Genomic DNA, 24,568 nt, shown 5'->3' with positions numbered 1-24,568 from the left:
GCCGGACCCCTCCACAGTCTGCTGGACGTCTACTTCCGGCACGCCGGGGTGAGGGTGCGACCCGGTCGGGGGCGGCTCAGGGCGAGTGCCGTCGCCATCGCGCGGGCCTTCACCATGGTCTCGGTGAACTCCTCCACCGGGTCGGACAGGGCGACGACCGCACCGCCGACGCCGTAGCCGACGGAGCCGGGCGTGGCCACGATGGTGCGGTTGACGACGCTGAGTTCGCAGCCGCCGCCGAGGGAGAACCAGCCGAGCGCCCCCGAGTAGACGCCGCGCGGGCCCTGTTCGAGGCGGTCGATGATCTCCATGGTGCGCAGTTTGGGCGCGCCGGTCATGGAGCCGGGGGGAAAGGCCGCCCGTACGCAGTCGACGGCCGAGCGCCGCTCGCGCAGGGTGCCGCGGACGGTGGAGACGAGGTGATGGACCTGGGGGAAGGTTTCCACCCCGCACAGCACTGGTACGTGGACCGAGCCGGGCCGGCAGACGACGTTCAGGTCGTTGCGGACGAGGTCCACGATCATCAGGTTCTCGGCCCGGTCCTTCTCACTGCCCGCCAGGGAGTCCCGCAGCCGCGCGTCCTCGGTGTCGGTGGCGCCGCGCGGCCGGGTGCCCTTGATCGGCTTCGAGGTGACGGCTCCGCCGGGGCCGACCGCCAGGAACTGTTCCGGGGATGCGCTGAGCACGGCCACGCCGGGAAAGTCGAGCAGTGCCCCATAGGGGACCGGGCTGACGCGTCTGAGGGTGGAGTAGGTGGTCAGCGGATCGATATCGGTCCCGGCGACCGCCGTGTTGGACAGGCAGATCTCGTACGACTCCCCCTGGCGCAGCTCCTCCAGGCACTCGCCGACCATGTGGAGGTAGGCGTTCCTGGTGTGGCGCAGCTCGATCGGTACGGGGGGTGTTTCCGGCACCTCGGCTTCCGGCGGGTCCAGGGGAGTCCGGGGCAGCGCGCACAGGCGCGCGCCGGCCGATTCGAGCCAGGCGGTGACCTCCGGGTCGTCCTGATGCCGGCTGAGCCGGAGCAGGTAGCAGGTGTCCTCGGCGTGGTCGATCACCAGGGCCCGGTCGGCGAAGACCAGGGCCGCGTCGGGGGTTTCGGCGGTATGTGTGGTCAACGAACCGCTGTCGGCCTTGAGTTCGTAGCCGAGATAACCCACGTAGCCGAGGCGGAATCCGAAGGGCAGGTCGGTGCCGCCGTCGACGCGGCGCGCGGCCAGCTCGGCGTCGAGGTATTCCAGGAAGGTGCCCTGGATCCGCCGCCCGCCCGGCTCCACCCTGATGACCTGTTCCGCCGCCCGGTAGGTGACGTACTCGCCGAGCGGGCCGGCCCCGTCGCCCATGAGGGAGAACCGCCCCTGCCGCGGTGCGCTGCCGCTGTCCAGCCAGAAGCTGTGCCGGGCGGCGGCGAAGAGTTCACCGTAGGCGGCCTCCGGGTCCGGCGCCCAGGGCAGACGGCGGACATGCAGCCGGTACGGCGGCTCGCCGTCCGGCGCCGGCCGGGGCGTGCGGCGGTGCCAGGCGTGCGTGAGGTCGCGGAAGTTGGCGAGCAGCTCGTGGCCGTACTCCGTGCTGATGGACTCCGGGTGGAACTGGACTCCCCACAGCGGTCTGGTGCGATGCCGGACGCCCATCAGGACGCCGTCCTCGGACCAGGCGAGCGCCTCCAGTTCCGCGGGCAGCCCGGTGACGGCGAGCGAGTGGTAGCGCACCACTCCGAACGGCGAGGGCAGCCCGGCGAAGAGGTCGCGGCCGGTGTGGGTGACCCGCGACAGGCGGCCGTGCCGGGGCTCGGGCGCGTGCCGTACCTCGGCGCCCAGGAGATGGCAGAGGCCCTGGTGGCCCAGGCACACCCCGAGGAGCGGCAGGTCCCACTCCAGGATCGCCCGGCTGCCGATGCCGAAGTCCTGGTGCCGTTCCGGGCGGCCGGGTCCGGGGGAGATCACGACGTTGTCGAAGTCCCGCGGGTCGAGCGCGGACCAGTCGGCGTCGTTGCGGACGACCACCGGTTCGCGTCCGTTCACCTCGGTCAGCAGCTGGTGGAGGTTGTAGGTGAAGGAGTCGTAGTTGTCGATGAGGAGCGTGCGCGTCGGCCGTGCCGGTCCCCGAGCGGTCGTCGTCCGGGCGGCGCCGTGGCCTGTGCGGGCTACGTCGTCGGGCAGCGGTCCGCTGCGGTCGCTCGTCGGCAACGGCGCACCGGGCATGAGGAGTCTCCGTCCTTCAAGGGCGATTCGACGCAGCAAGATTACGCGTCCACAGGGCACTTGGCGGAAGTTTTTTCGGCAGCGAGGGCGGTGACTCGGGAGAATCTGCGCCGCGGCGCCCGTGTCGCCGACGGGCAGGTCCTTCCCTTACGAGGGCTGCCGCCCGAGTTCCGGCGCGTTCGCGGGCGGGGCCGGGGCCCCGGCCGCGGACACGCTGGTGCGGAGGCGGCCGAGGCCGGCGGTCGCCGTCAGCAGGGCCAGGGCGCTGGCGCCGGCCGGGAGCAGATAGCCGTTCCCGGCGTCGAAGCGCTCCACCGACCAGCCCGCGAGCACGCTGCCGAGGGAGGAGCCGCCGAGGAGACTGGTCACGGCCAGGGTCATGCCCTCGTTGAGCTGGGCGCGCGGGATCAGTTCCTGGACCAGGCCCATGCCGGTGATCATGGTCGGTGAGGTGGCCGTGCCGGCGACGAACATCAGCGGGACGAGCGACCACAGGCCATCGGCGAGGGTCAGCGGGAGCATCAGTACGGCCATGCCTCCGACGCCCGCCAGGAAGCGCGCGGTGCTGGAGCCGCGCGGGGTGAGCATCCCGAAGGCCAGGCCCGCGAGCGCTGAGCCGACCGCCTGGAGAGCCAGGACGGGACCGGCCCAGGACCTGTGGTGCAGGGAGTCGGTGAAGGCGATCGTGACCACTTCGAGGGAGCCGAACAGGGCGCCGGTGAAGAGGAAGACGAGCATCATCACCTGGAGGCCCCGGTTGGTGAGCGGGGTCCGGGAGGCCGCGGGGTCGGCGGGCTGGACCGGGGGTTCGGTGCCGCGCTGGAGGGAGAAGAGGACCGTGCCGGCCAGGGTCAGGACCAGCGGCACCGCCCGGCCCGCCTCGGGGGCGACGCCGGTGGCCAGACCCACCACGACGAGGGGGCCGAGGACGAAGCACATCTCGTCCAGGACCTGTTCGAAGGAGTTGGCCACATGCATGCGTTCCTCGTCGGCGCCGTGGATCGCGGCCCAGCGGGCGCGGGCCATGCCGCCGACGTTCGGCACGGTGGCGGACAGTACGTTGGTGACGAACAGGGTCCAGGTCGGCGCACGGGTGGCGAGGCAGACGACCAGGGCCGCCGACATGGCAGCCGACCAGATGGCCGCGGGGATGGCCGTACGGGACTGGCCGTAGCGGTCCACCAGCCGGCCGAGGAGCGGGATGGTGATCAGGGTGGCGGCGAGCGAGGACCCGCCCACGGCGCCGGCCAGCGCGTAGGAGTGGCGCATCGAGGCGACCATCACCACGGTGCCGACACCGGACATCGACAGGGCGAGCCGGGCCAGGAAGCCGGCGGCGGTGAAAGCGACGCTCCCCTTGGCGGAGAACAACCTGCGGTACGGGGCGAACACGTCTCTCCAGGGTGGGGCCGCGGGCACCGGGTGCGCGACGGGCTGGGTCGCGGCCCCCTGTCCTCGATGCCCCGCGCAGAAGGCGGAGTTGAGGATAGTGCCTCCTCGGACGCCGGTCCGTCGGCGTGCCCGTTCCACCAGGCGGCGCGCGCGGGCCGGCCGCGAACAGCGGCCCCCGGCGCCAGCGGGCCGGGGGCCGTGACCGGCGCCCTGGTCAGTTCGGCGGCGGGCCGGTCACCTCCACGGTCGCCGGGCGCAGCAGGTGCGGGCCCGCGCGGTAGCCGAGGCGCAGGATCCTGGTGCAGGTCAACTCGTCTGCTTCTGGGGTGACATGGTGGACCAGTGCCTCGTGCAGATCGGGGTCGAACGGCTCGCCCTGCTGTCCGAGGGGCTCCAGGCCCAGGGCGCCGAGCTGGGTGCGCAGGGTGCCGGCGATGTCCGCGAGGCCGGGCGTCAGGGGCTCATGGACGCAGGCGCGCTCGACGGCGTCCACGACCGGCAGAAGGGTGCGCAGGATGTTCGCGGCGGCGATCTCCCGTACGGCCATCCGGTCCCTGCGCACCCGCTTGCGGTAGTTGTCGTACTCGGCTTTCACCCGCTGGAGGTCGGCCGTGCGCTCCTGGACCAGGCACCGCAGCCGCGCGGGGTCCACCGCCTCGGGGAGCCGGCCCTCGTCCATGGTCAGCCCGCCTCCGGCCGGTCGTCGTCGACGATCTCCGCGTCCACCACCTCGTCGTCCTGAGGGGCGGAGCCGCCGGACGCCGCTCCCCCGGAGCCGGCCGTACCCGCGGCCTGCTCGCCCCGGGCGTTCGGCTGCTCGTACAGGGCAGTGCCGATCTTCTGGGCGGACCTGGCCACTTGCTCGGTCGCCTGGCGGAGGGCGGCGGTGTCCGTGTTCTCGTCCTTGAGCCTCGCCTTCAGCTCGGTGAGCGCGGCCTCCGTCTCGTGCCGCGCCTCGGCGGGGATCCGTTCGGGGTTGTCGCCGATCAGCTTCTCGGTCTGGTAGACGAGTTGTTCGGCCTGGTTGCGGGTCTCGGCGGCCTCGCGGCGCTGCCGGTCCTCCTCGGCGTGCTGCTCGGCCTCGCGGACCATGCGGTCGATGTCGTTCTTCGGCAGCGCGGAGCCGCCGGTGACGGTCATCTTCTGTTCCCTGCCGGTGCCGAGGTCCTTGGCGGACACATGCATGATCCCGTTGGCGTCGATGTCGAAGGCGACCTCGATCTGCGGAATCCCGCGCGGCGCGGGCGGCAGGCCGGTCAGCTCGAACATGCCGAGCTTCTTGTTGTAGGCCGCGATCTCGCGCTCGCCCTGGAAGACCTGGATGGACACCGAGGGCTGGTTGTCCTCGGCGGTGGTGAAGATCTCCGCGCGGCGGGTGGGGATCGTGGTGTTGCGCTCGATCAGCTTGGTCATGATGCCGCCCTTGGTCTCGATGCCGAGGGACAGCGGGGTGACGTCGAGCAGCAGGACGTCCTTGACCTCGCCCTTGAGGACACCGGCCTGGAGCGAGGCGCCGATGGCGACGACCTCGTCGGGGTTGACGCCCTTGTGCGGTTCCTTGCCGGTCAGCTCCTTCACCAGCCCGGTCACGGCGGGCATCCGGGTGGAGCCGCCCACCAGCACCACGTGGTCGATGCCGGACACCTTGATCCCGGCGTCCTTGATCGCGTTGTGGAACGGCGCCTTGCAGCGCTCCAGCAGATCCGCGGTCAGCTGCTCGAACTGGGCGCGGGTCAGTTTCTCGTCCAGGTGCAGCGGGCCCTCGGCGGAGGCCGTGATGTAGGGCAGGTTGATCGAGGTCTCCGAGGAGCTGGACAGCTCGATCTTCGCCCTCTCGGCCGCCTCCCGCAGCCGCTGCACGGCCATCTTGTCCTTGCCCAGGTCGATGCCGTGGTTGTTCTTGAACTGCCGCACCAGGTGGTCGACGACGCGCTGGTCCCAGTCGTCGCCGCCCAGATGGGTGTCGCCGTTGGTGGCCTTGACCTCGATGACGCCGTCGCCCATCTCCAGCAGGGACACGTCGAAGGTGCCGCCGCCGAGGTCGAAGACGAGGACCGTCTGGTCGTTCTCCTTGTCCAGGCCGTACGCGAGCGCGGCGGCGGTCGGCTCGTTGATGATCCGCATGACGTTCAGGCCGGCGATCTCCCCGGCCTCCTTCGTCGCCTGCCGCTGGGAGTCGTCGAAGTAGGCCGGAACGGTGATCACCGCGTCCGTCACGTCCTCGCCGAGGTACGCCTCCGCGTCCCGCTTCAGCTTCTGGAGCACCCGCGCGGAGATCTCCTGGGCGGTGTAGCGCTTGCCGTCGATGTCGCCCTGGTCGGGGAAGCGCCAGGAGTGATCGCCCATGTACCGCTTGACCGAGCGCGCGGTGCGCTCCACGTTGGTCACGGCCTGCCGCTTGGCGACCTCGCCGACCAGCACCTCGCCGTTCTTGGCGAACGCCACGACCGACGGCGTGGTCCGCGCGCCCTCCGTGTTGGTGATGACGGTGGGTTCGCCGCCCTCCAGGACCGAGACCACCGAGTTCGTCGTCCCGAGGTCGATTCCGACCGAACGCGCCATGGTGAATCCTCCCTTGCCGGCTGCTCCCCCACCGGGTTCCCGCGGCCCTCCCCGGCTATCGGGGCCGTCCCCGGAGCATCTCCAGGGGCCACCGCGGGGGATAAAACTTGAGCTACCCCATGTCAAGTCTGGTCCGCTTCCGGTGGGCCGTCCAGCGCGCGCGTCCATTCGGTTCCGGCCGCGATCGCCGCGCGCCAGGGGCGCAGGACGCGGGGCGGCATGCCCAGGGCGAGCGCTCCGGTGAGCGCCGTTCCCCTGCGGTAGGCGACGAGGAAGCGGCCGTCCGCCGGGTCGCCGTCCACCACTCGGGCCTCGTCGTGATCGCGCAGGTGTCCGAACGCCTGGATCCTGAGGTCGTACTGGTCGGACCAGAAGGAGGGCACCGGGGCGAACGGCTCGGCCTGCTCGGGGGCGAGGAGATTGCGGGCGGCGGCCATGCCCTGCTCGGCCGCGTTCGTGCGGTGTTCCACGCGCATGTCGGTGCCGAAGAGGGGGTTGTGCCAGCGGGCGACGTCGCCCGCGGCGTAGATGCCGGGCGCGGCGGCGCTGTACTGGTCGCAGACGACTCCGTCGGCCAGCCGCAGACCGCTGCCGTCGAGCCAGTCGGTGTTGGGTACGGAGCCGATGGCGATCAGCACGTCGTCGGCCGGGATCGTCGTGCCGTCGCTGAGCAGCACGCCGGTGGCCCGGCCCGCCCCGGTGGTGATCCCGGCGACCTTGGTCCCGGTCCGCAGGTCCACGCCGTGGTCGCGGTGGACCTGCGCCAGATGCGCACCGACCCGCTGTCCGACGGCGTGCGCGAGCGGCACGGGGGCGGGTTCCACGAGGGTGACGGTGGCGCCGAGGGTACGGGCCGCGGCGGCGACCTCGGCCCCGAGGAACCCGGCGCCGACCACGACCAGCCGGCCCCCGGCCGTCAGCCGCTCGCGCAGGGCGAGGGCGTCGCCGAGTTCCCGCAGGACATGGACGCCGGGCGTCTCGCACTCGGGCAGCCGGCGCGGCCGGACCCCGGTGGCGATGACCAGTCCGTCGTACGCCAGGCTCGTGCCGTCGGCGAGGGTCACGGTGCGGGTCGCCGGGGCGAGGGCGGCGGCGGGCACGCCGAGGCGCAGGTCGAGGGCGAGGGCGTCGAGGTCCGCCGGGCGGCGCAGGTGCACCCGCTCGGGCTCCCAGGCGCCGGTGAGGACCTGCTTGGACAGCGGGGGCCGGTCGTAGGGCGGGTGCGGTTCGCCGCCGACGAGGGTGAGCGAGCCGTCGTAACCCGCGCGGCGCAGGGCCTCGGCGGCGGTCAGACCGGCCGCCGAGGCACCCACCACCACGATGCGGCGCGGCGGAGTGCTCGTCACACCTCCACCAGCCGGATAGCGGCGGCAGGGCAGATCGCGGCCGACTCCCTCACGTCATCGGCGAGTTCGGGTCCGGGGGTGGCGTCCAGCAGCTGTACGACCCCCTCGTCGTCCTGGTCGAAGACCTGGGGGGCCACCAGGACGCACTGTCCGGAGGCGACGCATTTGGGCTGGTCGACTTCCACGCGCATGGGTTCCTCGTTTCCTCGTTCGCGGTGGTGCTGTGAGCGTGTGCGCTGCGTGTTGTGGGCTGTGTGCCTGTGCCTGTGCCTGTGCTTGTGCTGTGAAGTGCTACCAGGTGACCGGCAGTTCGTAGACGCCGTAGACGAAGCCGTCGTGCTTGAACTCCAGTCGGTCGATGTCGGTGGCCAACGCCAGCGTAGGGATGCGGGAGTACAGCGTGCTGTAGGCGACCTGGAGCTCGACACGAGCGAGCGGCTGCCCGAGGCATTGGTGGATGCCGTAGCCGAAGGCGACATGGCGGCGGGCGTCGCGGGTGAGGTCCAGCCGGTCGGGGTCGGCGAAGGCGTCGGGGTCCCGGTTGGCGATTTCGCCGGCGAGGATGACGCCGTCGCCCGCGCGGATCACCTCGCCGCCGATCTCGATGTCCTCCAGCGCCACGCGCCGCCGTCCGGAGTGGACGATGGTCAGGTAGCGCAGCAGTTCCTCGACGGCCGAGGCGACCGTCTTGGGGTCGTCGGCGTCGCGGAGCAGGGCGAGTTGGTCCGGGTTGCGCAGCAGGGCCACGGTGCCGAGCGCGATCATGTTGGCGGTGGTCTCGTGCCCGGCCACCAACAGCAGGACGCCCAGCTCGGCGGCCTGACGCCTAGTCAACTCACCGGTTGCCACACGCTGGACGGCGAGCGTGGAGAGCACGTCGTCCTCGGGGTTGGCGAGTTTGGCGGTCAGCAGGTCGTCCAGATAGCCGGTGAGCGCCTCGGACGCCGCGAGCAGTTCCTCACGGGTGGAGGTGCGGCGCACCAGGACGCGGCTGTGGCGCTGGAAGAAGTCGTGCTGCTCGTACGGCACACCGAGCAGCGCGCAGATCACCAGGCTGGGCAGGGGCAGCGCGAACGACTCCACCAGATCGGCGGGGTTGGGGCCGGCCAGCATCTCCTCGATCAGGTCGTCCACGATCCGCTGCACGGCCGGCCGCAGGGCCTCGACCTTCCTGATCGTGAAGGGAGCCGTCACCATGCGGCGCAGGCGGGCGTGTTCGGGGTCGTCCAGGGTGAGGAGGGTGTTGCGGGTCTGGTCCCGCTCCCGCGTGGCGGCGCTGCGGTGGGGGTAGCCGGGGCGCCGGGGGTCGGCGCTGATGCGCGGATCGCCGAGCAGGGCGCGCACATCCTCGTGCCGGGTGATCACCCAGGGGCTGCTGCCGTCCCAGATGCGTACCCGCGACACGGGCCGCTCGCTCTGGATGTCCTTCAGGGCGGGGGGCGGATCGAACGGGCACCCGGTGGCGCGGGGCATGGGGTGCTCGGGGAGCCCGGTCGGCGTGTCCACGACTGTCTCGGTCATCGCTGCCTCCTCGGCAAGAGGGCGCATCCAACACCCCTAACGGCGTTAGGTGCTTCAGGCAACTTTAGGGATCGTGGTGGGTGCGTCAACGGTGCCGGAGGATTCGCCGTCGCTATCCGGCCACGATGCGATCGAGCAGCTCGTCCGCGCGCCGCTCCAGGCCACGCCGGTCGACCTCGAAGGGCAGCGCCATCGCGATGGTGACGATGCCGTGCAGCGCCGACCACAGCAGCAGGGCGTCCCGTGCGCCGTCCACCTGGGCCGAGCGGGCGGCGGGCAGCGCGGCCAGTGCCTCCTCCCAGGCGCCGAGGACCAGCCAGACCGGGTGGCGGGGCGAGTCCTCGCGGGGGCCGACGATGCGCTCGACGCCGAACATCAGCCGGTAGCGGCGGGGGTTCTCCAGCGCAAAGGCGCAATAGCGGTGGGCCATGGCCCGCAGGGCGGAGCCGGGGCTGAGCGGGATACGGGTGTCGCGCGCCTCCCCCAGTTCGGCGACCAGTTTCCCGTAGGCCCGGTGGGTCACCGTCGCGACCAGTTCGGAGCGGTCCTTGAAGTGCAGATAGACGCTGGGCGCGGAGATGCCGACCTCGCGGGCGACCGCGCGCAGCGACAGCGCCTCCTCGCGGCCCGACTCGGCCAGCAGCCGGGCCGCGGCCGCGAGGATCTCCTCTTTCAGGGCGCCGCCCTCGCCCCACTGGCTCGGGGCGCGGCGCTTGAACGTGTCGGCCACCTGGGCTCCCTCCGTCTTCCGGCTGCCGGGGTGAAGCATTATCGGAGGTGGCCGGATGTCCGTCAGCGTCTTCTCCGTCGAGGCGAAGGCGTCGAAGAGGGCCGGCGCGGGGGCGCATGGGATGTGCGAGGAAGCCGACGGGACCGCCGGTGCCGATCTCGGGCGGTTCCTGGAGGGCGTGCCGAAGGCGGACGGAGGCGGAAAAGGGACCGGATTCCGTCCTCATCGGCACCGGTCCATCCGATCCCTGTGCGTGTCCCCGGAGTTACGGCTCGATAGCATCGGGCCGACAGCCGGAGAACGCCGAATCGATCAGGCCCGGACGGGGATACGCGCCAGTGGTGATGGGTGGGGCAGCACGGCTGCGGGTGCCGGTGGGGGCGGACGCGGAACGCTGGGTCACGCGGGCGGGATGCCGTCGTGTCCTCCTCGTGGTGCACAACGTGACCTCCGCGACCCGCCTGTTGGACGTGCTGCCGCTGTTCGGCGGCGATGTGCGCTTGCAGCTGTTCGCCACGTGCACGGGTTCCTCGCCGTTCCTCGCGGGCGTGCCCGAGCTGCTGACGGGGGTGGGACTGCCCGTGCTGCCGTGGGAACAGGCGAAGGAGACCACGTTCGACCTCGCCGTCTCGGCGAGTTACGGCGGTGAACTGGACAAGATCCGCGCCGAGTTGGTGATCCTGTCCCATGGGATGGGCTACAACAAGCGGCTCGCCACCCCCACCGGCGCCGAACGGCGCTCGCGCGCACCGGTCTTCGGGCTCTCCCCGGACTGGCTGCTGCACCGCGGCCGCCCCCTCGCCGCCGCCACCGTCCTGTCCCACCCCGAACAGCTGGCGCGGCTGCGCGCCTCTTGTCCGCAGGCCGCGCCCACCGCCGTACTCGCCGGGGACCCCTGCTACGACCGGCTCCTCGGCGCGCTCCCTCAGCGTGAACTCTTCCGCCGCGCCCTCGGGGTGGCGCCGGGGCAGAAGCTGGTCGTCCTCAGCTCGACCTGGTCGTCGCGGTCCCTCTTCGGCGCCTCGGAGGCCGGATCGGGTGCGGCGGACGACGTGGACGATCTGCTGCCCTGGCTGCTGTCCCGGCTGTCCACGGAGCTGCCGGCCGACGAGTACCGCTCCGTCGCCGTGCTGCACCCGAACATCTGGTACGGCCACGGTCCGGGGCAGGTCAGATCCTGGCTCGACCACGCCCGCCGGGCCGGCCTGGACGCCGTACCGCCGCTCGACTGGTGGCGGCAGGCTCTGATCGCGGCGGACTGCGTGCTCGGGGACCACTCCAGCGTCACGTACTACGCGGCGGCCATCGGCGCCCCCGTACTGCTCGGGGCGTTCCCGCAGGACGCGCTCGACCCGCACTCCCCGGTGGCCGCGCTCGGGCGTACGGCACCCCGGCTGGTCCGGCGGGGCAGCCTGCGGGCGCAGATCGACGCGGCGATCGCCGGCCACGAGCCGGGCCGTTACGTGCACTTCGCCGAGCAGGCCAGTTCGTCGCCGGGCGAGTCGGCCGGGTTGCTGCGCCGGCTGTTCTACCGGCTCCTGGGCCTGCCGGAGCCCGACGGCCACGCCGCGCTGCTCGACCCGCTGCCGCTGCCGCCCCACCGACCGGCCCGCCGTACCACGCCGGTGCGGGTCTTCGCCACGGTGACCGACGGGCACCCGCCCGAGGTCGCGCTCGCCCGGCATCCCGTGTCCGGTGACGCACCGGATCCGGCGGAGGGGCTGGCGGCGCGGGCCGAGTTCGCGCACACGGCGGTGGACGAGGAGACTCGGGACACCGTCAGGCTGCGCGTCGCGGACGTCATCCTGCGGCACGCGCCCGCGGACGATCCCCGGCTCGGGCCGCCCGCCGCCTGGACGGCGGAGGCGCTGACCCGCTACCCGTACTGCGCGCTCGCGGTCTACGCCGATGGACCGGACCGCTGCGTCGTCCGCACCCGCCAGGGCGACCTGCTGCGCCTGTCCGCGGCCCTGGGACCGGACGGCCGGCCGGACCTGTGCGACCCGGCCGCCTACGCCTCCGCGCTCCATACCTGGGTCGCGAGCGGACGGAAGGTCTCCGAGGCCGTCCCCGAACTCCTGGTGCGCACCGGCCCGGTGGCGCGCCGGGTGACGGTCGAGCGACTGTCCACGGCCTAGGGCCGCCGGTTTGGTTGCCTGTCTCAGGACTCCAGCGCGGCGAGGCGCGCGCGGGCCCGTTGGGCGCCGGCGGTGTCCTCGTGCTGCTCGTAGTGCGCGGCGGCGGACCGGAGATCCCCGGCGGCCCGCGCCGGGTGGCCCGCGCGGTCGTGGCACTCGGCGCGCTGCTCCAGCACATCGGCCAGCTGGAGCCCCGCGCCTTCCCTCGTCATGATCTCGGCTGCCTTGTCCAGGCAGACCAGGGCGAGTTCGAACTCGCCCGCGCCGAGGCGGGCCTCGCCGAGGCTCATGTAGACGCGACCCTCGTTGTAGCGGTCGGCGCCGCCGGGCAGGGTCCGGAAGCGGGCGCCGGCCCGATTCACACGCCGCCGCCCGCGCTTACCGTCAGAGCCACCCCGCCTCCAAGGCCCCCCACTCACCGCCGCAGCCGCCCCCCGCCCTCACTCCGGTGCGAACGCGAAGCTGTTCCACAGTCCCGTGGAGCGGACTACCTGGTCCGTCGCGCCGATGTCGAGGAAGTCGTATGCCCCGCCCGCGGGGACGGTGCAGTCGGGGGTCGTGTAGAGGAGCAGGCTGCTCTGGGTCTGGTTGGTGATCCGGGTGATGCCCTCGGGGAAGCGGTGGCAGCCCTTGACCGGGGGATTGGTGAGGGTCTGGACGATCCGTCCGTTGTTCCGTGCCACGATCTGACCGGACGCCTGGTCCTGGCAGGCGGTGAGCGCGATGCCGAGCAACGCGAAACCGGTGAGCGCGGCCAGTGACCGTGAAGCGCGCATCGGGCCTCCTGTGCCAAGGCGGGTGCTGCCGGGGGACCTGGTCCCCCCACCACTATCCGTCAGAGTGCGCCGGGCCGCCCGGCGAGGGCGCCCATGCCGGGGACATCGCCTGTTCAGCGGCGCCCAGGGCTCCTTTCGGGTGCCTGAGTGGCCCGGCTGTCGCACCCGGTGTGCGGGGTACGGCCGCCCACCCTTCACTGAGGGGAACGATTCGCTGCGAGGCACGGGAGCCACCCATGGCAGGGCACTGGAGAAGGGGCACGGCGGGCGCGGTGCTGGCCCTGGTCATGCTGCCGGCCGCCGGCTGCGGCAACGGCTCCGCGAACTCCCCCACCCCCGCCGAGCAGGCCGCCTCGGCCGCCTCCGCCGCCGCCTCGCTGGCGGCCCGCGGCGGCGACGCGCTCTCCTCGGCCTCGGCGGAGGCCGGCCGCAGGCTCGACGAGGCCAAGGGCGGCGTGAACGCCAAGGATCAGGTGAGCCTCGGCGGCGTCGCCGTCGGCGGCGACGGCCGGGCCACCGCCACGGTGACCGCGCGGAACACCGCCTCCTCCGCCAAGTCCTTCGCCGTGCAGGTCGACTTCACGGACGGCAACGGCAATCTGCTCGACGTCGTCGTACTGACGGTCAAGAACGTGGCCGCGCACGCCATTGGCCACGGCACCGCGCGCAGCAACCGGAGGCTGCACGGCGAGCTGCGGGCGAACGTGGGTACGGCTCTGCGCTACTGACGCCCCGCCTCCCCCTTTTCACGAAGCCCCATCGCCCCGCCCGGACCCCCGACGCTGCCGCACGAGTGAACCGCCAAACGGGTGATCCGCAGCGGCCGCCAGCCCCGCCCGCCCAAGGATCAGGGGCCCAACGGGCATTTCCGGCGAGTCGGGCGATTGGTTCGAAGTGACAGGCTTACGGTGCCCTGTCCACACTGAATTGGCGGTTCGTGATCAGGAATGTGCATCAACGATCCAGAACGTTCTCGAGGAGATCGAATGGTGGAGCAGTCCTCCGAGATCGATATAAGCGGGCCGGACGCATCCGCCCTCCCCGTGAGCGGCACCGGCCCGGACAGAACAGAGACCGAGAGCGGACTCGCGGACGTGCTGGCCGAGGTCGTGGGCACCGAGCAGGTGCCGGTGGACGGCCACTTCTTCACCGACCTCGGCGCCAACTCCCTGGTCATGGCCCAGTTCTGCGCACGCGTGCGAAAGCGGTCCGACCTGCCGTCCCCCTCGATGCGGGACATCTACCGGTACCCCACCGTCCGTGAACTGGCCGCGGCCCTCGCCCCGGCGACCCTCCCGGACGAGGCCCCCGCCGCCCCGGCGGCACCCGCGGCACCGGCACCCGCCGCACCCCCTGCGCCCCTGCCGCAGACCAGCCGGCTGACCCACTTCCTGTGCGGGACCTTCCAGTTGCTGGCCTTCCTCGCCTACTCGCTCGTCTCCGGTCTGGTCACCGGCACCGGCTACGAGTGGGTCGCCGACGGCAACGGGGTCGCCGACATCTACGTACGGTCGCTGGTCTTCGGTGGCACCGGCTTCGTCGCGCTGTGCGTGTTCCCGGTCATCGCCAAGTGGCTGCTGGTCGGCCGCTGGAAGCCGGTCGAGTTCCCCGTCTGGGGCCTCGCGTACGCGCGCTTCTGGCTCGTGAAGGTGCTGCTGCACGCGAACCCGATGGTCTTCCTCGCCGGGACCCCGCTGTACGTGCTGTACCTGCGGGCCCTGGGCGCGCGGATCGGCAAGGGGGTGACGATCCTGTCGCACACCCTGCCGGCCTGCCCCGACCTGGTGACGATCGGCGCCGGGACGGTGATCCGCAAGGACTCCTTCATCCTCGGCTACCGGGCGTACGCGGGACGCATCCAGACCGGCCGGATCACCCTGGGCGAGGGCGTGTTCATCGGGGAGAAGACCACCCTGGACATCGACACCTCGATGGGCGACGGAGCACAGCTCGGCCACGCCTCCGCGCTGCACCGCGGTCAGGCGGTCCCGGCCGGCGAGCGCTGGCACGGCTCCCCCGCCGAACCGGCGTCGACGGACTACCTGCGGGTGCCGCCCGCCCGGTGCGGCACCCTGCGGCGGGCCTGGTTCGGCCTCGGCACTCTGGCCCAACTCCTCTTCATCTACATCCCCTTGGCCATCGGCGGGATGTACATGCTGTTCACCGCGGTACCGGCGATCGGCGACCGCCTCGACCCGGACACCGACGACCTGGCGCCCGGCCAGCTGCTCACCGACTCGCTGCTGCTCTCCCTGGTGCTGTTCGCCGGGTTCGTCGTCGTGGGACTCGCCGTCCTGTACACGCTGCCCAGGCTGCTGCGGCTGGTCGTCCGGCCCGACCGGGTCTACCCGCTCTACGGCGTCCACTACGCGCTGCACCGTACGACGGCCCGCCTGACCAACGTCAAGTTCTTCGCCTGGCTGTTCGGTGACAGCTCGTACGTCGTGCACTATCTGCGCGGCCTCGGGTACGACCTGTCGCACGTCGAGCAGACCGGCTCGAACTTCGGCACCGAAGTGCAGCACGAGACACCGCTGTTGGTGTCGGTCGGCAGCGGCACCATGATCGCGGACGGGTTGTCCCTGCTCAACGCGGACTATTCGAGCACGTCGTTCCGGCTGTCGAGGGTGTCGATCGGGCCGCGCAACTTCCTCGGCAACAACATCGCCTACCCGGTGGGCGGCAGGACGGGCGAGAACTGCCTGCTCGCGACCAAGGTGATGATCCCGCTGGACGGCGAGGTCCGGTCGGGCGTGGGACTGCTCGGCTCGCCGTGCTTCGAGATCCCGCGCTCGGTCGACCGCGACGCCCGCTTCGACCATCTGCGCGAGGGCGAGGAACTGAGCACCCGGTTGCGCGCGAAGAACCGCTACAACCTGCGCTCGATGGGCTGGTGGCTGCTCGCCCGCTGGCTGCACGTCTTCGTGCTCACCCTGTTCGCGCTCGCCACGGTCGATCTGTACGGCATGGCGGGCCATGTGGTGATAGCGGCCTATCTGGCGCTGACCCTCGCCTTCTCCACCGCGTACTACGTCGTGCTGGAGCGCTGCATGACCCGGTTCCGCGGGCTGCGGCCCCAGTTGTGCTCCATCTACGACCGGGACTTCTGGCGGATCGAGCGCCTGTGGAAGGTCCCGTCGCAGTGGCTGAACCTCTTCAACGGGACCCCCTTCAAGAGCCTGGTCTGGCGGCTGATGGGCGTGCGCGTGGGCCGCATGGTGTTCGACGACGGCTGCTACATCACCGACCGGACCCTCGCGGTCATCGGCGACGGCTGCACCCTCAACGCGGGCAGCAAGGTCCAGTGCCACTCGCAGGAGGACGGCACCTTCAAGTCCGACTTCATCAGGCTCGGCGCCGGCACCACGCTGGGCGTCTCCGCCCACGTCCACTACGGCGTGACGATGGGCGAGGGCTCGGAGCTGGTCGCCGACTCCTTCCTCATGAAGGGCGAGGAAGTGCCCCCGCACGCGCGGTGGGGCGGCAACCCGGCGGTGGAGATGCCGGCGGCCGAAGCTCCGCCCGACACCCCCCTGCCGATCGCGTCTACAGCCAACGCCCCTGCGGCGACCGTGAGTTGAGGAAGGCCATTCGATGGGAACGCGCGTGGAAGCGGACCGGGAGTTCTGGCAGCGGGTGCTGACCACCGGCGGTGTCACCGCGGTGCCGCGCTGGGTGCGGGAGCCGGCTCCCGGCTCGGCCGAGCACGAGATGCCGGTGCCTGAGGAGGTGGCGCGGGCGGTGCGCGAACTGGTCGGGCGCCAGGGGGTGCCCGTCAGCGCGCTGCTGCTCGCGGCGCATGCCAAGGTGCTGGCCGCGCTGTCCGGCGAGCCGGACGTGGTCACCGGCTACACCACCGGCGTGCGCGGCGAACCCCTGCCCTGCCGGCTGACCGTCCGCCCCGGCTCCTGGCGGGAGCTGGCGGCGGCGGCCGAGCACGCGGAGGCGCAGGTGCTGGCGCACCGGGAGTTCCCGGTGGAGAAGCTGCGCCGCGAACTCGGGCTGACCGAGCCGCCGTACGAGGTGGTGTTCGGGCCCATCGGGGCCGACGAGAACCACGCCGACGACGGGGTACTCCAGGTGCGCTGGTCGGAGCGGGGCGGCCGGCTGCTGCTGCATTTCGGCTACCGCACGGACGTGCTGGACTCCGCGGCCGCGGCCCGGATCGGCGGCTACCACCTGAGAGCCCTCCAGCTGCTGGCGGCCGACCCGGACGCCGACCACGGCGCGCAGAGCCTGCTCTCCGACGACGAGGTGCGCGAGCAGACGGAGGGGCTGGCCGGACCGCACCGGCCGCTGCCGAAGGCGCGGGCGCACGAGCTGTTCGAGCAGCGGGTGCGGACCCGTCCGGACGCGGTGGCGGTCGTCCAGGGCGAGCGGGCGTGGACGTACGACGAGCTGAACCGGCGGGCCAACCGGCTGGCGCGGGCGCTCGTCGAGCGGGGCGTCGGCCGGGAGGACGTGGTCGCCGTCGTCATGGAGCGCGGCCTCGACTGGCCGGCGGCGACGCTCGCGGTGCTCAAGGCGGGCGCCGTCTACCTGCCGATCGAGCCGCACTTCCCGGCCGGGCGGATCGCGGCGACGTTGTCGCGGGCGGGCTGCCGGCTGGTGCTGACCGAGTCCGGCAGCACCGCCACCCTGGACGAGGCGCTGGCCTCGGTGCCGGGGGCGCGGCGGCTGCTGGTCGAGGAGGCGTACGCGCAGCCGCACGCCGAGGACGACCTGCGACTGCGCGTCGACGAGGACCAGTTGGCGTACATCTACTTCACCTCCGGCTCCACCGGCGAGCCGAAGGGGGCGATGTGCGAGCACGCGGGCCTGCTCAATCACCTCTTCGCGAAGATCGACGATCTGGGCATCGGCGAGGACTCGGTGGTGGCGCAGACGGCACCGCAGTGCTTCGACATCTCGCTGTGGCAGCTGGTGTCCGCGCTCATGGTCGGCGGGCGGACCCTGCTGGTCGGACAGGACGAGATCACGGACGTGGAGCGCTTCGTCGGCACGCTGGTCGACGGCCGGGTCACGGTGGCGCAGCTGGTGCCCTCCTATCTGGAGGTCGTCGTCTCGTACCTGGAGCAGCGGCCGCGTGAACTGCCGGACCTGCGCTGTGTGTCGGTGACCGGCGAGGCGCTCAAGCGGGAGCTGGTGCAGCGCTGGTTCGCCATCGAGCCGGACATCAGACTGCTCAACGCGTACGGCCTGACGGAGACCTCGGACGACACCAACCACGAGGTCCTGGACCGGGTGCCGGAGCGGGTGCTGCTGGGGCGCGCGGTGAACAACGTACGCGTCTACGTGGTGGACGAGCGGCTGTCGCTGGTGCCGCTGGGCGCGCCCGGTCTGATCGCCTTCTCCGGTGTCTGTGTGGGCCGGGGGTACGTCAACGATCCGGAGCGCACCCGTGAGGCGTACCGCACGGACCCGTACCGGCCCGGTGAGCGGCTGTACTTGGGCGGTGACTGGGGGCGCTGGCACCCGGACGGCAAGCTGGAGTTCCTGGGCCGCCGGGACAACCAGGTGAAGATCCGCGGCTTCCGCATCGAGATCGGCGAGATCGAGAACGCGCTGCTGCGGGTGGCCGGGGTGCGGGACGCGGCGGTGGTGGTCACCGAGCGGGGCGGCGGCAGCAGACATCTGATCGCCTTCTGCGCGGGCGCGCCGCGGCCGGTGGCGGCGCTGCGCGAGGCGCTCGGCGCGGTACTGCCCGCCTATATGGTCCCCTCCGCCTTCCACTGGCAGGAGGCCCTGCCACTGACCGCCAACGGGAAGATCGACCGCAAGGCGCTGACCGCGCTGGCGGCTCGGACCACGCCGGCCACGGAGGAGACCCCGGCGGCGGATGTCCCGGCCGGGCCCGCCGAACGGCGGCTCGCCGCGGCCTGGGCCGAGGTGCTGGGCGTACCGGTCGACCGGGTGCGCCGCTCGGACCAGTTCTTCGACTCCGGCGGCACCTCGCTGACCGCCGTCAAGCTCAGCATCGCGCTGGAGCGGGCGGTGTCCCTCAAGGACATCACCCGGCACCCGGTCCTCGCCGACCTGGCCGCGCTGCTGGACGGCACGGGCACGCAGCACGGGGAGCTGCTCCAGCCGCTCGCGGAGGGGAGCGGTGCGGACGCGGGCGCGCTGGTCTGCTTCCCGTACGCGGGGGGCAACGCGGTCAACTTCCAGCCGATGGCGAGCGCGCTGGCCGACAGCGGGCTCACGGTCCTCGCGGTGGATCTGCCCGGACACGATCTGGCCGCGCACCAGGAGCCGTTCGTCTCCATCGCGCAGGTGGCCGAGCAGGTCGCCGCGGAGATCGTGGCGCGCGGGCTGACGCGGGTGATGCTGTGGGGCCACTCCTCGGGGGCGGCGCCCGCGATCGAGACGGCCCGGCGGCTCGCCGAGCGGGGGGTGCGGGTCGGCCGGGTGTTCATCGGCGCCCAGCTCCTCGGCACCGCGGACGAACGAGGCGCCGCGGCCACCGAGTTGACCGCGCTCGGGGACGCCGAGATCGCGGCGCGGCTCACCGCGGACAGCGGCTACACCGAGCTGGCGGAGCTGAACGAGGCGCACGCCGAGCACATCGGCGCCGCCTACCGGCACGACTGCGTCGCCGCCCACCGCTACTTCCGCGCGGCCCTCCAGTCCCCCTCGCCCCCCAAGCTGGCCGCCCCGCTCACGGTGGTCGTCGCGGCCGACGACCCGCACACCGCGGGCGCCACCGAACGCCACCGGGACTGGCTGCTGCTGGCCGGCCGGGTGGAGCTGCACGAACTCACCGACGGAGGCCACTACTTCCCCCGCACCCGGCCGGCCGAGGCGGCGCGTGCCGTGCTGCGGGCCGCCGTACCCCTGGCCACGTCCTGAGCCACGCGGACCCTCCAGACGGGCAACCGAAAGGAAACCGAGATGCCGTTCTCATCCCTGGCAGCGCCGCTCGAGGTGGAGCTGCGCCCGCACAGACCGGCGCTGCTGCGCGTCGACTCGCCGGGCGACGCCCCGGCCTGGGCGGGCGAGCACCGCGAGGCGCTGCGCGCCCTGGTGACCGAGCACGGGGCGCTGCTGGTCCGTGGTCTGGGACTGCGGGACGCGGACCAGGTCGGTGCCGTCTTCGCCCGGATCACCGGTGAACTCATGCAGGAGCGTGAGGCGTTCGCGCCACGCGAGGCCGTCGCGTCCGGTGTGTACTCCTCCACTCCGTGGCCGGCCAACCAGCCGATGTGCATGCACCACGAGCTGAGCTACACGCTGGACGTGCCGTCCCTGATGCTGTTCGCGTGCCTGACCGCGGCCCCGGAGGGCGGGGCGACGGCGGTGGCCGACGCCGAGGAGGTGCTGAACGCGCTGCCCGCCTCGCTGACCGAGCGGTTCGAGCGCGAGGGCTGGCTGCTGACCCGCAGCTACAACGACGAGATCGGGGCCTCGCTGGCGGAGTCGTTCGGCACCGAGGACCGCGAGGAGATCGAGCGCTACTGCCGGGAGCACGCCATCGAGTACACCTGGCACCCGGACGGCTCGCTCCGCACCCGGCAGCGGCGCAGCGCGGTGGTACGGCACCCGGTCACCGGCCGGCGCTGCTGGTTCAACCAGATCGCGTTCCTCAACGAGTGGACGCTGTCCCCGGAGGTGCGCGAGTACCTCGTGGACATGTACGGCGAGGACGGGCTGCCGTTCAACACCCGCTACGGGGACGGCACTCCGATCGGCGAGGAGGTGGTCGAACTACTCAACTCCGCCTATGCGGCGCACACCCGGCGCGAGCCCTGGCAGGCCGGGGATCTGCTGCTCGTGGACAACATCTCCACCGCGCACAGCCGGGAGCCGTTCAGCGGCGAACGGCAGGTGCTGGTGGGCATGGCCGAGCCGCGCCGGCTCGCCGACGGCCGCCCGGCCCTGGAGGCGAGCGAGCGATGACCGATCTGCTGACGACGACCGCCGAACAGGCGGCGGGCGAGCCCTCGGTACCCACATTCTCGGTGATCTCCGGGCAGCAGGTGCAGCAGGCCCTGACGGGGCGCGAGCGGGAACTGGTGGCGCTGGTGGAGGCCACCTACCGGCTGCACGGGGCCGGGGACTCGGTGAACCCGCCGTCGTACTTCCTGCGTTTCCCGGACCGTCCGAACTCGCGGATCATCGCGCTGCCGGCCTCCATCGGCGGTTCGGTGCACGTGGACGGCCTGAAGTGGATCTCCAGTTTCCCGGACAACGTGCGCTCCGGGCTGCCGCGGGCCTCCGCGGTGCTGATCCTCAACGACCCCGAGACCGGCTATCCGTTCGCCTGTCTGGAGAGCTCCATCATCAGCGCCACCCGGACCGCCGCGTCCGCGGCGCTCGCCGCCGACTGCCTCAGCCGCGGCCGGAACGTCCGGCCCACGCGGATCGGGTTCTTCGGCACGGGGCTGATCGCCCGGTACATCCACACCTTCCTGGCCGGCACCGGCTGGGAGTTCGACGCGATCGGCGTGCACGACGTGTCCGCCGACAGCGCCGAGGGGTTCCGCGGCTATCTGCGCCAGAGCGGCGCGGGCGGGCAGGTCACCGTGCACGAGCGTGCCGAGGACCTGATCCGCGGCAGCGATCTCGTGGTCTTCGCCACCGTCGCCGGCAAGCCGCACGTCACCGATCCGGCGTGGTTCGACCACAACCCCCTCGTCCTGCACGTGTCCTTGCGGGACCTGGCCCCCGAAGTCCTGCTGGACGCCGCCAACTTCGTCGACGACGTCGAGCACTGCCTGAAGGCCGACACCTCACCGCACCTGGTCGAACAGCTCACCGGGAACCGCGGCTTCCTCAACGGCACGCTCGACGACGTGCTGTGCGGGCGGGCCGCGCCGCCGGCCGACCGTCCGGTGATCTTCTCGCCCTTCGGACTCGGTGTCCTCGATCTCGCCGTCGGCAAGTACGTCTACGACGAGGTACTCCGGGCGGGCAGCCTCCGCCTCATCGACGACTTCTTCCACGACCTGCGCCGGTACGGCTGAGGCCCGTCCTCGGCCCGGCACCAGGAGGTCCGCCGTGCCTGTCATTACCGCTCCCTATGCCTTCAACGAGGGCCATCTCTTCGTCGACCTCGAGTCGATCTGCGGACAACCCCTCCATCTCAAGTGCGAGGGCTTCAACTTCGCCGGCTCCATCAAACTGAAGGCCGCGAACGAGATGGTGGAGAGCGCCGAGCGGGACGGACTCCTGACGCCGGAGTCCATCCTCGTCGAGTCCTCCTCCGGGAACCTCGGCGTGGCGCTCAGCATGATCGCCGCCAGCAAGGGCTACCAGTTCCTGTGTGTGACGGACTCCCGTTGCAACCTGTCGACCAGACTGCTGATGGAGGCGCTCGGCAGCGAGGTGCACGTCATCGCCGACCAGGACTCCAACGGCGGATTCCTGGGCACGCGGATCGAGTACGTGCGCCAGCTGTGCGCCTCCGACGACCGGTACGTCTGGCTGAGCCAGTACACCAACGCGGGCAACTGGCGGGCGCACTACCGCACCACGGCCCCGGAGATCGCCCAGGAGTTCCCCGACCTGGACGTGGTGTTCATCGGGGCCGGCACCACCGGCACCCTGATGGGCTGCGCCCGCTGGTTCCGGCAGTGGCACCGGCCGGTGCGGATCGTCGCCGTGGACAGCGTGGGCTCGGTGGCCTTCGGCGGCGAGCCGGGCCGCCGGATGATTCCGGGCCTGGGCATGAGCATGCGCCCGCCGCTGCTGGACGAGTCCGTCGTGGACGAGGTGATCCGGGTGGAGGAGGCGGACACCATCCGCATGTGCCACCGCATGGCCCGCCGCGGCTTCCTGTTCGGCGGCTCCACCGGGACCGTCGTCAGCGGCGCCACCGACTGGCTGGCCCGGCATGACGCCCGCGGCCTGTCCGCGGTCGCCATCGCGCCCGACATGGGCGAGCGCTACCTCGACACCGTCTACCAGACCAACTGGCTCCAGGACCTGTACGGCGATCACGTCCTGGAGGACACGGGGATGGACTCCGTGACGGAGGAGGTCGAGTCCGCGCCCCGGACGCCGGAGCGCAGGCGCCGCTCGTAGCGCCTCCACCAAGGAAGGGCGCCTGACCGGGGAAGTCGCCCCGGTAGGCGCCCTTCGGCAGGTGTGGGAGGGCGGCTTTGGGGTGCCGCGAAGGGCAGCGTCACGCCGTACGCGAGGGCACGCCCGCCGGGTACGAGGGGGCAGCTCCGCCCGGTACGGGGGGCATGGACGCGGGTGCTCGGGGTACTCACGTGTGTGTCCTGCGGCCGGCGTCCCCCACATGAACGGTAGGGAACAGGCCATTCCGTTCGGACCGTGCCGCGCCGTGCGCCCCGGTGCCGCTTCCGCCCGGCCTTGAATTCCCTGGCCATCGGCGTTGACCTGCACATTTCCTGCACAGTTCGGCCCGATATCGGTTTTCGGACGGAGTGAAAGTCGCCCCTTCCCTCATAGGCCACACCAGGCGAACTATTTTCAGAAAAGCCACCTCATTGGGCGACGTTCGCGAGTTCACCGCTCACGTTCAGGACCTCATGGCACTGCTGTGCCTGCCGGCCCGTGGCCGGTGTGCCCGGCTTCGCGCAGGTGACTTTCGCGGTGACGGTGGCGTTCGCGGGGATCTCGATGGGGGTGACCCAGTGGTAATCCTGGTTGCGGAAGGTCTCCAGCGCGATCGTGGTGATCTTCCGGTCGCCGAACGTGATGGTCATGACCCCCTCGTCGCCCTGGAAGTTGGCGACCACGATGTCCGTGATGCCGAACACCTTGCCCTTGGGCACCGTGTAGCTGCCGGTCTTGTCCTGCCCGCCGGCCGTCTCCACGTCGATGGTGGTCGAACTCTGCTCGCCGCCGCCGACCGAGGTTCCGGGACCGGTGCCGCCGGGGCTGCCGCCGCCGGGCACGCCGGTCCCCGTGCCGCCCTGTTCCCTGCCCGTGCCGTTGCCCGTCCCGGTGCCGTTGCCGGTGCCCGGCGACTGCCCGTTCTTGTCGCCGCCGGGGGTGGGGCGCGGCTGGACCACCTCGTCCGCGGCCTGCCGGGCCGCGCTGCGCACCGCGGGGCGCACCAGCGCGAACCAGGCGAGCAGCAGGGCGAGGATGGCCGCGAGCAGGGCCAGCAGCCACTTCGGGAAGATGGGGATCTGGACGAACTCGGCCTCCAGCGGGGGCCGTACATACGCCGCTGGGCGTGCGCTGCCCTCCGCCTCCGCCTCGGCCGCACTGTCGGTGGGATGCACCGTGAAGGGCCATACGGCGGGCTTGCCGAACCACACCGGTTTGCCGGTGCGCACCCGCAGCCGGGTCTCCGCCGACTCGCCGGGCGCCAGCTCCAGGCCGGCCGGGACGAACCCGAACCGCAGTTCCTCACCGGCCTGTTCGGGCCGGAAGGAGACCTGTGTCGGGGTGTTGCCCTCGTTGCGCACCGCCACCCGGTAGCGGCCGCGCAGCCAGCCGCGCCGACGCCGTGGGAGAATCTCGGTGCGCAGCTCGTGGAACGCCTCGATGTGCACCGTGGTCTCGGGCACGGTGACCGACTCGGGGTGCTCGGCCGGCAACACCCGTACGCCCAGCGGCACATCGCCGGCCCGGACCTCGGGCGAGCGGGGTGGGGCCAGGGTGATGGTGACCGTCTCGGAGGTGCCGGGATAGAGCGAGATGCGCGCGGGTTCCACGGTCGCCCAGGGCGCACAGTCGCCCACCACGTCCAGCGTGTACGCCTCGACGATGTCGCTGTCGTTGCGCACGGTCAGGCTGGTCGTGGCGGTGCCGCCCGGCGTCACCGTCACGGCCGGGATGTCGAGGCCGGGGGCGCCGGGTCCGGAAGAGGGTGCAGATGGCGTCACGCCACGACGGTAGAGCCGTACCCGCACGACGACGAGAGATGCGGGGGCAACTTCCGGGCAGCCCACGTGCCCGCAGCGGACAACATCAACTCCAT

Annotated in this window: 18 protein-coding genes; 7 read left to right on the top strand and 11 right to left on the bottom strand. The window is 72.0% G+C overall.

Annotated features, from left to right (window positions below; all coding sequences use genetic code 11):
- Window positions 1-29: 29 nt before the first annotated feature.
- The 8 genes from pabB to ACZ7EC_RS10055 form a co-directional block, all read right to left on the bottom strand.
- On the bottom strand, window positions 30-2,204 hold the full coding sequence (gene pabB, locus ACZ7EC_RS10090; RefSeq protein ID WP_471060271.1) for an aminodeoxychorismate synthase component I: 2,175 nt from the start codon (window positions 2,202-2,204) through the stop codon (window positions 30-32).
- A gap of 147 nt (window positions 2,205-2,351) precedes the next feature.
- Entirely contained in the window at window positions 2,352-3,596 is a 1,245-nt protein-coding gene (locus ACZ7EC_RS10085; RefSeq protein ID WP_471060268.1) for an MFS transporter, read from the bottom strand.
- A 214-nt stretch (window positions 3,597-3,810) separates the two neighbouring features.
- A complete protein-coding gene (grpE, locus tag ACZ7EC_RS10080) occupies window positions 3,811-4,275 on the bottom strand; it encodes a nucleotide exchange factor GrpE (protein ID WP_471060267.1) in 465 nt (154 codons plus the stop codon).
- Between the two features lie 2 nt (window positions 4,276-4,277).
- Window positions 4,278-6,158, bottom strand: a complete 1,881-nt coding sequence (gene dnaK / locus ACZ7EC_RS10075; RefSeq protein ID WP_471060265.1) for a molecular chaperone DnaK — start codon at window positions 6,156-6,158, stop codon at window positions 4,278-4,280.
- 122 nt (window positions 6,159-6,280) lie between these two features.
- A complete protein-coding gene (locus tag ACZ7EC_RS10070) occupies window positions 6,281-7,504 on the bottom strand; it encodes an NAD(P)/FAD-dependent oxidoreductase (RefSeq protein ID WP_471060263.1) in 1,224 nt (407 codons plus the stop codon).
- Window positions 7,501-7,695 carry a ferredoxin gene (locus tag ACZ7EC_RS10065; protein WP_471060260.1) on the bottom strand — a complete coding sequence of 65 codons (195 nt, stop codon included), beginning with the start codon at window positions 7,693-7,695 and terminating at the stop codon, window positions 7,501-7,503. The genes ACZ7EC_RS10070 and ACZ7EC_RS10065 overlap by 4 nt, the downstream gene beginning before the upstream one ends.
- A 100-nt stretch (window positions 7,696-7,795) precedes the next feature.
- Window positions 7,796-9,025, bottom strand: coding sequence for a cytochrome P450 (locus ACZ7EC_RS10060; protein ID WP_471060258.1), 1,230 nt, complete (start codon window positions 9,023-9,025; stop codon window positions 7,796-7,798).
- Window positions 9,026-9,137: 112 nt separating this feature from the next.
- Window positions 9,138-9,755, bottom strand: a complete 618-nt coding sequence (locus ACZ7EC_RS10055) for a TetR/AcrR family transcriptional regulator (RefSeq protein WP_471060255.1) — start codon at window positions 9,753-9,755, stop codon at window positions 9,138-9,140.
- Window positions 9,756-10,099: 344 nt separating this feature from the next.
- Here ACZ7EC_RS10055 and ACZ7EC_RS10050 point away from each other — a divergent pair, with 344 nt between their 5' ends.
- Complete coding sequence (locus ACZ7EC_RS10050) at window positions 10,100-11,893, top strand: hypothetical protein (RefSeq protein WP_471060253.1); 1,794 nt, start codon at window positions 10,100-10,102, stop codon at window positions 11,891-11,893.
- 23 nt (window positions 11,894-11,916) lie between these two features.
- Here ACZ7EC_RS10050 and ACZ7EC_RS10045 read toward each other — a convergent pair whose 3' ends face one another.
- Both ACZ7EC_RS10045 and ACZ7EC_RS10040 read right to left on the bottom strand, forming a co-directional pair.
- Window positions 11,917-12,255: a hypothetical protein gene (locus tag ACZ7EC_RS10045; protein ID WP_471060250.1), complete on the bottom strand. Its 339-nt coding sequence runs from the start codon at window positions 12,253-12,255 to the stop codon at window positions 11,917-11,919.
- Between the two features lie 78 nt (window positions 12,256-12,333).
- Window positions 12,334-12,669 carry a hypothetical protein gene (locus ACZ7EC_RS10040; protein ID WP_471060247.1) on the bottom strand — a complete coding sequence of 112 codons (336 nt, stop codon included), beginning with the start codon at window positions 12,667-12,669 and terminating at the stop codon, window positions 12,334-12,336.
- A gap of 236 nt (window positions 12,670-12,905) precedes the next feature.
- Between ACZ7EC_RS10040 and ACZ7EC_RS10035 the strand changes: the two genes are divergently transcribed.
- The 6 genes from ACZ7EC_RS10035 to sbnA all read left to right on the top strand — a co-directional run bounded on the left by ACZ7EC_RS10035 (window position 12,906) and on the right by sbnA (window position 22,692).
- Complete coding sequence (locus ACZ7EC_RS10035; protein ID WP_471060245.1) at window positions 12,906-13,397, top strand: hypothetical protein; 492 nt, start codon at window positions 12,906-12,908, stop codon at window positions 13,395-13,397.
- Between the two features lie 258 nt (window positions 13,398-13,655).
- Window positions 13,656-16,250, top strand: a complete 2,595-nt coding sequence (locus tag ACZ7EC_RS10030) for a Pls/PosA family non-ribosomal peptide synthetase (RefSeq protein WP_471060243.1) — start codon at window positions 13,656-13,658, stop codon at window positions 16,248-16,250.
- Window positions 16,251-16,263: 13 nt separating this feature from the next.
- The gene (locus ACZ7EC_RS10025) at window positions 16,264-19,518 is read left to right on the top strand and encodes a non-ribosomal peptide synthetase (protein ID WP_471060239.1); all 3,255 of its coding nucleotides are present in this window, start codon (window positions 16,264-16,266) and stop codon (window positions 19,516-19,518) included.
- 42 nt (window positions 19,519-19,560) lie between these two features.
- A complete protein-coding gene (locus tag ACZ7EC_RS10020) occupies window positions 19,561-20,565 on the top strand; it encodes a TauD/TfdA family dioxygenase (RefSeq protein WP_471060236.1) in 1,005 nt (334 codons plus the stop codon).
- Window positions 20,562-21,632: a 2,3-diaminopropionate biosynthesis protein SbnB gene (sbnB, locus tag ACZ7EC_RS10015; protein ID WP_471060233.1), complete on the top strand. Its 1,071-nt coding sequence runs from the start codon at window positions 20,562-20,564 to the stop codon at window positions 21,630-21,632. The genes ACZ7EC_RS10020 and sbnB overlap by 4 nt, the downstream gene beginning before the upstream one ends.
- A gap of 34 nt (window positions 21,633-21,666) precedes the next feature.
- Window positions 21,667-22,692, top strand: a complete 1,026-nt coding sequence (sbnA, locus tag ACZ7EC_RS10010; protein ID WP_471060231.1) for a 2,3-diaminopropionate biosynthesis protein SbnA — start codon at window positions 21,667-21,669, stop codon at window positions 22,690-22,692.
- Between the two features lie 428 nt (window positions 22,693-23,120).
- On the opposite strand, the gene ACZ7EC_RS10005 is transcribed toward sbnA, so the two are convergent.
- The gene (locus ACZ7EC_RS10005) at window positions 23,121-24,473 is read right to left on the bottom strand and encodes a COG1470 family protein (RefSeq protein WP_471060229.1); all 1,353 of its coding nucleotides are present in this window, start codon (window positions 24,471-24,473) and stop codon (window positions 23,121-23,123) included.
- Window positions 24,474-24,568: the final 95 nt, after the last annotated feature.

The sequence above is a fragment of the Streptomyces sp. NPDC037203 genome, assembly GCF_055605065.1.
The sequence above is the reverse complement of the archived record's forward strand: the minus strand, read 5'-3'. Positions and strand labels throughout refer to the sequence as shown.

What these genes read in the sequence shown, in the direction of transcription:
- pabB (WP_471060271.1), bottom strand. Translation starts at nt 2,204, where the DNA reads ATGCCCGGTGCGCCGTTGCCGACGAGCGACCGCAGCGGACCGCTGCCC.
- sbnB (WP_471060233.1), top strand. Translation starts at nt 20,562, where the DNA reads ATGACCGATCTGCTGACGACGACCGCCGAACAGGCGGCGGGCGAGCCC.
- ACZ7EC_RS10060 (WP_471060258.1), bottom strand. Translation starts at nt 9,025, where the DNA reads ATGACCGAGACAGTCGTGGACACGCCGACCGGGCTCCCCGAGCACCCC.
- grpE (WP_471060267.1), bottom strand. Translation starts at nt 4,275, where the DNA reads ATGGACGAGGGCCGGCTCCCCGAGGCGGTGGACCCCGCGCGGCTGCGG.
- ACZ7EC_RS10030 (WP_471060243.1), top strand. Translation starts at nt 13,656, where the DNA reads ATGGTGGAGCAGTCCTCCGAGATCGATATAAGCGGGCCGGACGCATCC.
- ACZ7EC_RS10050 (WP_471060253.1), top strand. Translation starts at nt 10,100, where the DNA reads ATGGGTGGGGCAGCACGGCTGCGGGTGCCGGTGGGGGCGGACGCGGAA.
- ACZ7EC_RS10025 (WP_471060239.1), top strand. Translation starts at nt 16,264, where the DNA reads ATGGGAACGCGCGTGGAAGCGGACCGGGAGTTCTGGCAGCGGGTGCTG.
- ACZ7EC_RS10040 (WP_471060247.1), bottom strand. Translation starts at nt 12,669, where the DNA reads ATGCGCGCTTCACGGTCACTGGCCGCGCTCACCGGTTTCGCGTTGCTC.
- dnaK (WP_471060265.1), bottom strand. Translation starts at nt 6,158, where the DNA reads ATGGCGCGTTCGGTCGGAATCGACCTCGGGACGACGAACTCGGTGGTC.
- ACZ7EC_RS10065 (WP_471060260.1), bottom strand. Translation starts at nt 7,695, where the DNA reads ATGCGCGTGGAAGTCGACCAGCCCAAATGCGTCGCCTCCGGACAGTGC.
- ACZ7EC_RS10035 (WP_471060245.1), top strand. Translation starts at nt 12,906, where the DNA reads ATGGCAGGGCACTGGAGAAGGGGCACGGCGGGCGCGGTGCTGGCCCTG.
- ACZ7EC_RS10020 (WP_471060236.1), top strand. Translation starts at nt 19,561, where the DNA reads ATGCCGTTCTCATCCCTGGCAGCGCCGCTCGAGGTGGAGCTGCGCCCG.